Here is a 3,465-nt window from a genome sequence, read left to right on the forward strand (position 1 = left end):
AACATGCTTTGCACTTGCTCACGGCCGCTGTCGATTAACGAGCGGATTAAACACAGTACCTGTACGCTGTTGTCTTTCATGGTAATAACGCCCATATTCAGCGATGTTTCGGTGACACCTTCAACCTCGTCACTCATGCGCATTACGCCATTCGGGCAGACATTTAACAAATTGACTAGCCTTTGCTGCGTTGCAGTTGTCAGAACCTGTTGCGGCAAAGGCTGTTCTGTCAGGCTTAATGTTAGGGCTGGCTCAACGGCTGCCAGCTCCTGGCGCAGTAAAGTCTCAAATTCTGCTACCCGCTGCTGCAGCTGGGACAGTTTTGTCGCAGGGACGGTTAAGCTAACCGTGGCTTCGCGTGGTATCGCATTACGCAGTGAGCCGCCGTTAAAACCGGCTAGCGCAAGATTTAATACAGCGGCATTATCGGCCAGAAACCGTGCCAGCAGTTTGTTGGCATTACCGCGACCGAGGTGAATATTAACACCGGAATGGCCGCCTTTTAGGCCGGTCAGGCTGAGGTTAAATGCGGTTACATCGCCTGCAGTAGCTTGCCACTGCACCGGCACTGTGAACTCAGCATCGACACCGCCGGCGCAGCCCATATAAATTTCGCCTTCCTGCTCGGAGTCGGTATTAATCAGGATCTCTGCCTGCAGCATACCCGCCTCAACGCCGAACGCACCGGTCATGCCTGCTTCTTCATCAACGGTCAGCAGCACTTCAAGCGGGCCGTGTTTAATGTCGTCACTGCCCAGAATCGCCAGTGCCGATGCCATACCAATACCATTGTCAGCACCCAGCGTAGTGCCATTGGCTTTAACCCAGTCGCCATCAACATAGGCTTCGATAGGGTCTTTGGTAAAGTCGTGTACTTTATCGGCGTTTTTTTGCGGCACCATATCCAGGTGCGCCTGGATCACCACAGGTTTACAGTTTTCCATGCCTGCAGTAGCATTTTTGCGGATGATCAGGTTACCTACCCGATCTTCGATCAGACTCAGGCCTTTATCGCGGGCCCAGGCCTGAATGTGCTGACTGAGTGCCTGTTCATGCTTGGATGGATGTGGAATGGCGCAAATCCGGGCGAACCACTGCCACAGTGGCTGTGGGTATAACGATGCTAAAACTGACTCTGCGGGTGCTGACACTGCGCTCTCCTGTAACAACTGCAACAACATTAAAGGCAGGTATTTTATCACAGCCCGGCATCACCTTTATAGCCACGCCGGCGTTGCGGTCAGTTGTCAGGCCAGTGCGGCAGTAAAGTCTTTGTTACTGCTTGCCTGCAGTTTACCTTGTGCCAGCAATACGCTGATATCGGTGTTATCAGCTGATAAAACGCCGCCTGATGCAGGATGCAATAGCATGTAGCCATTGCGGCCATGCTCTTTTACCCAGTACAGCGCCTGATCAGCCAGCCGCAGGCTTTGCTGCCAGCTACCGTCAGGCAGTTGCATAACGGCGCCGATTGAACAGGTCAATGGTTGTGTCAGCGCCATCTTCTGCTGCCAGTCATAGCTACCGATTGCATGATGGATACGTTGCAATACCTGCTGCGCATCATCACTGTGCTCCAGCAGCAACAGGAATTCCTCGCCACCCCAGCGGATCAGATGATCAGAACTACGGCTATTATGTCTTAACAGCTCTGCGACGGTGGTAAGAATGGCGTCGCCGGTCTGATGGCCAAAGGTGTCATTAATCCGTTTAAAATGATCTAAATCCAGCAGTGCCCAGATCAGTGGCTCACCGTGACGGTCTGCCCGCGCCAGGATCTGCTGAATATTACTGTCCAGATAATGACGGTTGTGTAAACCGGTCAGGGCATCCTGCATGCTCATCTGTTGTAGCTTTTCGTTCGCTGCATGCAGCTCAGAGGTACGTGCTGCAACCAGATCAGCCAGTTGTTGCTGTGCTCTGGCCATCGCAAGTAACCGCCAACGATAAAGCCCCCACAGCGCCAGCAACAGTAACAGTAAAAGCAGCGCCCTGGCCCAGGCTGTTTCATACCAGTAGGGCTTCAGCTGTATATGCATGCTGACCGTCTCGCTCCAGCGATAATCGGCAGCTAAACGCACCTGCACGTTAAAGGTATAATGCCCGGGCGGCAGGTTGGTATAAAAGGCTTCGCGCCGGGTGCCAGCATCAACCCAGCGGCTGTCATACCCTTGCAACTGATAACGAAACTGTACTGACGATGCATAAACAAAATAAGGTGCAGTAAAGCGGAAATGCCAGTCACTTTGCTCCGGCGACAATTGCACGTCATTACTGCGATAGCGTTCTGAACCAGCAGATAAGCCTCTTATTACCGGCTCTGGCACCGGTGCATGCTGGATCAGCTGCTGCAATGGCAAAGACAACACACCGTTTAATGTCGGGTACCACACCCGGCCCTGATGCACCACACCTTTACTGCTGCCAGCACCGTTACAACAGCGGTGCGAATCGCTTTCGGCTTCTGGCCTGCGGTCATCTACCAGCATATAAAGCTGCTCCACACTGCCTTGCAGTAAGGTAGGATAACTTACCCGGTAAAAGCCCTGAAAATTACTGATAAGTAACTGATTCTCGACCAGCTCTGCGTGCATTACGCCATTACCGGGCAAACCCTGCAACTGGGTGAACCAGCGCCAGCTCCCGGGTTGCCCCAGCACAAAGCCCTGATCAAAGCTGCCAATCAGAATATTGCCGTCGGCGAATTGTTTTATCGTACTGATAAAACTGCCTGACAACGGCATGCCATCAACCCGGGCAAAGCTGTTTTTGTCACGCAGAAACAAGCCATTTTCGGTACCAACCCATAATCTTTGCTGGTTGTCGGGCAGCACTATACGTATTTTGGCTCCTTGCAGCGCCTGTGGAACCTGTTGTTGCTGCAATTCGTCATCCTGCAGATAAAACAGGCCGCCATTAGTCCCGACCCAGATACGCTCCCCCTCCTGCGCCAGTGTGGTAACAAGCAAGTGAGAAATGTCCGCATAGTTACGCTGCCAGGCCAGGTTTTTAGCGTCAAGCCGGCTCAGACCCGCCCTCGTACCGACCCACAACCTTTGCTGACTGTCCAACAGCATACTGTAGACAAAGACGCTGGGCAGGTACTGGTTCGCCATCAGCGGCTGAAACTGACCATGCTGCAACAATGACAAACCACTGCTGGTGCCAGCCAGCAAATGTTGCTGCCACGGCTGTACCGCCCAGACATAAGGGTCAGCAATGCCCTGTTCCGTACTGAACCTTTGTGTCGGTGGCCGCCGCAGCCGCTTCAAGCCATGAGAATGGCTACCAAGCCAGATATTGCCGTGCTTATCTTTTAGCATCGACTCAATCCAGGAAAAACTCTGCTCCGGCCCTTGTACGCGGTCGGCCAAAAGCAACTGCCCTTGTTGCAGACTGTACAAGTTGTCATAACTGGCCACCCACAACTTCTGCTGCGGGTCGAGATACAGCATTTCAATCCGG

At 53.0% G+C, this 3,465-nt stretch carries 2 protein-coding genes; both read right to left on the minus strand.

What is annotated here, in order from left to right:
• The coding region (locus VIN66_RS09530; protein ID WP_331923764.1) for an aminoacyl-histidine dipeptidase at positions 1 to 1,151 on the minus strand (1,151 nt) is incomplete at its 3' end.
• A gap of 96 nt (positions 1,152 to 1,247) precedes the next feature.
• Positions 1,248 to 3,465: diguanylate cyclase (locus tag VIN66_RS09535; RefSeq protein ID WP_331923765.1), on the minus strand; the 2,218-nt coding region annotated here is incomplete at its 5' end.

Origin of the sequence: Rheinheimera sp. (genome assembly GCF_036568245.1) — a bacterium.
Classification (GTDB): domain Bacteria; phylum Pseudomonadota; class Gammaproteobacteria; order Enterobacterales; family Alteromonadaceae; genus Alishewanella.